This window comes from Herminiimonas sp. (genome assembly GCF_030645555.1).
In the GTDB taxonomy this organism is placed as follows: domain Bacteria; phylum Pseudomonadota; class Gammaproteobacteria; order Burkholderiales; family Burkholderiaceae_D; genus Oxalicibacterium.
In genome coordinates this window covers 1-4,567 of sequence record NZ_JAUSME010000115.1, presented here as the reverse complement: position 1 = coordinate 4,567, position 4,567 = coordinate 1, and the positions used below count along the sequence as shown (strand labels likewise).

The window sequence follows — 4,567 nt, the reverse complement described above, 5'->3', positions numbered from 1 at the left end:
TACTTTCCATATTGAAGATATCCAGGATCAGGTTGAATTGTCCCTGATGCGTTCGGGCGAGCACGATGTTGCGCGCGCCTATGTGTTGTATCGCGCCAAGCGGATGGAAGAGCGTGCGCAGCAGCAAGCAGCCAAACCAGTCCTTGAATCCAGCCAGTTACATGTCATCGAAGATGGCCAGCGTCGTCCGCTGGACATGAACCAAGTGCGTAATTTGATCGCCGCCGCTTGCATGGGCCTGGAAAAACACGTCGATGCCGACGCGATCCTGCATGAAACAGTCAAGAATTTGTACGATGGCGTACCGGTCGAGGAATTGCACAAGTCGGCGATCCTGGCAGCACGTGCGCTGATGGAAAAAGATCCCGCCTACAGCACCGTGACTGCACGCCTGCTGATGCACACGATACGCAAGGAAGTCTTCGGCAAGGAAGTTGCACAAGCCGATGCGCCGGCAGAGTATCTGGATTACTTTGCGAAATTCATCAAGAAAGGCATAGAGGCAGAACTGCTCGACACCAAACTTGGTCAATTTGATTTGAAAAAACTGGCCGATGCACTGAAGCCGGAACGCGATTTGCAGTTCGGCTATCTCGGCCTGCAAACCCTGTATGACCGCTACTTCCTGCACATTAACGATCAACGCATAGAAATGCCGCAGGCGTTTTACATGCGTGTCGCGATGGGTCTGGCGCTGGGTGAAAGCAACCGCGAAGAACGTGCGATCGAGTTTTACAACCTGTTGTCTAGCTTCGACTTCATGAGCTCGACTCCGACGTTGTTCAATTCCGGCACGCTGCGTTCGCAATTGTCGTCCTGCTATCTGACGACAGTCTCCGACGACCTCGAAGGCATTTACGACGCGATCAAGGAAAATGCCTTGCTGGCGAAATATGCCGGCGGCCTGGGCAATGACTGGACGCCGGTGCGTTCGCTGGGCGCGCATATCAAGGGCACCAATGGTCGCTCGCAAGGTGTCGTGCCTTTCCTGAAGGTCGTCAATGACACGGCTGTTGCAGTCAACCAGGGCGGCAAACGCAAGGGCGCAGTCTGCGCCTATCTGGAAACCTGGCATATGGATATCGAGGAATTCCTCGACCTGCGCAAAAACACTGGCGACGATCGCCGCCGTACGCATGACATGAATACCGCCAACTGGATTCCTGACCTGTTCATGAAGCGCGTGATGGAAAAAGGCGAATGGACGCTGTTCTCACCATCGGATGCGCCGGACCTGCACGACAAGGTCGGTCGCGCCTTCGAAGCCGCCTACACTGGTTACGAAGCCAAGGCAGCACGCGGCGAATTGCGCCTGTTCAAGAAAGTGCAGGCGCTGGACCTGTGGCGCAAGATGCTCTCGATGCTGTTTGAAACCGGCCATCCATGGATCACATTCAAGGATCCATGCAACATCCGTTCGCCGCAGCAGCACGTCGGCATGGTGCACAGCTCCAACCTGTGCACGGAAATTACACTCAATACCAATGAGTCGGAAATTGCAGTCTGCAACCTGGGTTCGGTCAACATGCCGGCCCATATGAAAGACGGCAAGCTGGATCACGTCAAGCTGCAAAAAACCATACGCACCGCGATGCGCATGCTCGACAACGTCATCGACATCAATTACTACGCCGTCAAGAAAGCGCGTGATTCCAACCTGCGTCATCGTCCGGTCGGCCTCGGCATCATGGGTTTCCAGGATTGCCTGCACATGATGCGCATTCCATATGCATCCAACGATGCGGTGCAATTTGCCGACAATTCGATGGAAGCGGTTTGCTATTACGCTTATTACGCATCGACCGAGCTGGCGGAAGAACGTGGTCGTTACAGTTCCTACAAAGGTTCGCTGTGGGATCGCGGCATCCTGCCGCAGGATTCGCTCAAATTGCTGGGCGAGGAACGCGGCGGCTATCTGGAAACAGATTTGAGCGAAGCGATGGATTGGGCGCCGTTGCGCGCACGCATCAAGGAATTCGGCATGCGCAATTCGAATTGCGTGGCAATTGCGCCAACGGCGACGATTTCCAACATCATCGGTGTGTCAGCCTGTATCGAACCGACCTATCAAAACCTGTATGTCAAATCGAACCTGTCCGGCGAATTCACCGAGATCAATGAATACCTGGTGCGCGATTTGAAGGCACGTGGCTTGTGGGATGAAGTCATGATTTCCGACCTCAAGTATTTCGACGGCAGCCTGGCCAAGATCGACCGCATACCGCAAGACTTGCGTGCGATCTATGCAACGGCGTTTGAAGTCGAGCCATCGTGGCTGGTCGAGGCAGCATCGCGCCGCCAGAAGTGGATCGATCAGGCACAATCGCTGAACATTTACATGGCTGGCGCATCGGGCAAAAAACTCGATGACACCTACAAACTGGCCTGGTTGCGCGGCTTGAAAACCACCTATTACCTGCGTACGATGGGTGCCACGCATACCGAAAAATCGACTTCCAAAACCGGCGCATTGAATGCAGTCGACTCCGGCAGCGGGATGTCTTCCAGCGCATCGGCGGCAGAAGCGGATGGCCCGGCCTGCATGCTGCGTCCAGGGGATGCCGGCTTTGAAGAGTGCGAAGCCTGCCAGTAACAGCCTGGATCAGATATTCAGGGCGCTTGAAAAACGACACCCATGGTGCCACTGAACTTGCATCGGATAATGCTGACAAAGCTGTATAGGGTTTTGTCGGCATTGCCAGCAACAGTGGCATCAGTAATATACGAATAAGGAAACAAGACATGCTAAGTTGGGATGAAGAAGCCAAACCCGCCGCACCTGCGCAAGCGCAAGCAGCATTACAACCGGCTTTGCAGCAAGTACGCGACGCTGCAGCGCAACGTCAAGACGTTGCGCTGGACCCTGCGCTGGTGGCCAAGCCGGCTGCCGCAGTGGATCCAACCCGTCGCATGGATGCCGCCGACAAGCGCATCATCAATGGTCAAACCGACGTCAATCAGCTGGTCCCGTTCAAATACAAATGGGCGTGGGACAAGTATCTGGCCGGTTGCGCCAACCACTGGATGCCGCAGGAAATCAATATGCAGCGCGATATTGAATTGTGGAAAAATCCAAACGGCCTGACAGAAGACGAGCGCCGCCTAGTCAAGCGCAATCTGGGATTTTTTGTCACTGCCGATTCGCTGGCTGCCAACAATATCGTGCTCGGTACCTACCGTCACATCACGGCGCCTGAGTGCCGCCAGTACCTGTTGCGCCAGGCGTTTGAAGAAGCGATCCATACCCATGCGTATCAGTACATTGTTGAATCGCTCGGGCTCGACGAGGGTGAAATCTTCAATGCGTACAATGAAATCGAATCGATACGCGACAAGGATCAATTCCTGATCCCGTTCATCGAGAAGCTGACCGATCCGCAGTTCAAGACCGGCACTACCGAAAACGACCAGACATTGCTGCGTTCGCTGATCGTGTTTGCATGCCTGATGGAAGGTTTGTTTTTCTATGTCGGCTTCGCGCAGATCCTCGCGCTCGGTCGTCAAAACAAAATGATGGGCGCTGCAGAACAGTATCAATACATCCTGCGCGATGAATCCATGCACTGCAATTTCGGCATCGATTTGATCAACACAATCAAGCTCGAAAATCCGCATTTGTGGACGCCGCAATTTCGCGATGAAATCAAAACGTTGTTTTTACGCGCAGTAGAGTTGGAATATCGTTACGCAGAGGATACAATGCCGCGTGGAGTGCTCGGACTGAACGCACCAATGTTCAAGGGTTATTTGCGATTCATTGCAAATCGCCGCGCACAACAAATCGGTTTGGAGCCGATGTTCGAACAAGAAGAAAATCCTTTCCCTTGGATGAGCGAAATGATCGATCTGAAAAAAGAGCGCAACTTTTTTGAGACACGTGTCATCGAGTATCAGACAGGTGGAGCGCTCAACTGGGAGTAAGCAGCTTGAGCAGGAACAAAGATGCAGTCGCCATAAACAGGAATTACAAAGACTGCGAAAACAGGAAAGACAACAACCAAATTTAATGACTAGTAGAAGACCGATACGATCTCATCTGCTCTCGCCGCCACATCTGATTCAGTCAGGTGAGGCGGCTTTTTCTTTGAAAAATGGTTTGTTTTTTCTGAAACATTATTCCAATGCCGGCATGATTGCTGGCGTTTTTTTTGGCTATAGCAGTAGCGTTGCTACGAAATCCGCATAGTCATGTAAGGCTGAAGTGCTGCATAAGTGAGGGGATGCAGCAGTTCAGCTGGTGCCGAATTCATTAGCGCAAGCAAAGAGTACGCTTGTGCCGATGAATAATCCGCCAGAGCCATCGCGATGGTGCTGGCGGGTTTTAAAACCTAGAAGCTTGATTTTTTCCATCACGTGAAGGAGAAACAAAATGGCAACAGCAGCAAAAAAACCAGCAGCGAAGAAACCCGCTGCCAAGAAAGTAGTCGCAAAAAAACCGGTAGCTAAAAAAGCAGCAGCTAAAAAGCCAGTGGCTAAAAAGGCAGTCGCCAAGAAGCCAGTAGCTAAAAAAGCAGCAGCTAAAAAGCCAGTGGCTAAAAAGGCAGTCGCCAAGAAGCCAGTAGCGAAA

The 4,567-nt window shown here is 52.6% G+C and carries 3 protein-coding genes; all 3 read left to right on the top strand.

The window, feature by feature from the left end; all coding sequences use genetic code 11:
- On the top strand, positions 1-2,593 hold a 2,593-nt coding region (locus Q7T06_RS04625), incomplete at its 5' end, for a ribonucleoside-diphosphate reductase subunit alpha (protein WP_304780969.1).
- Between the two features lie 149 nt (positions 2,594-2,742).
- Positions 2,743-3,921: a ribonucleotide-diphosphate reductase subunit beta gene (locus Q7T06_RS04620; protein ID WP_304780966.1), complete on the top strand. Its 1,179-nt coding sequence runs from the start codon at positions 2,743-2,745 to the stop codon at positions 3,919-3,921.
- Positions 3,922-4,369: 448 nt separating this feature from the next.
- On the top strand, positions 4,370-4,567 hold a 198-nt coding region (locus Q7T06_RS13210; RefSeq protein WP_370652341.1), incomplete at its 3' end, for a histone H1-like repetitive region-containing protein.

Coding starts and splice junctions, on each gene's coding strand:
- Q7T06_RS04620 (WP_304780966.1), top strand. CDS start 2,743: ATGCTAAGTTGGGATGAAGAAGCCAAACCCGCCGCACCTGCGCAAGCG.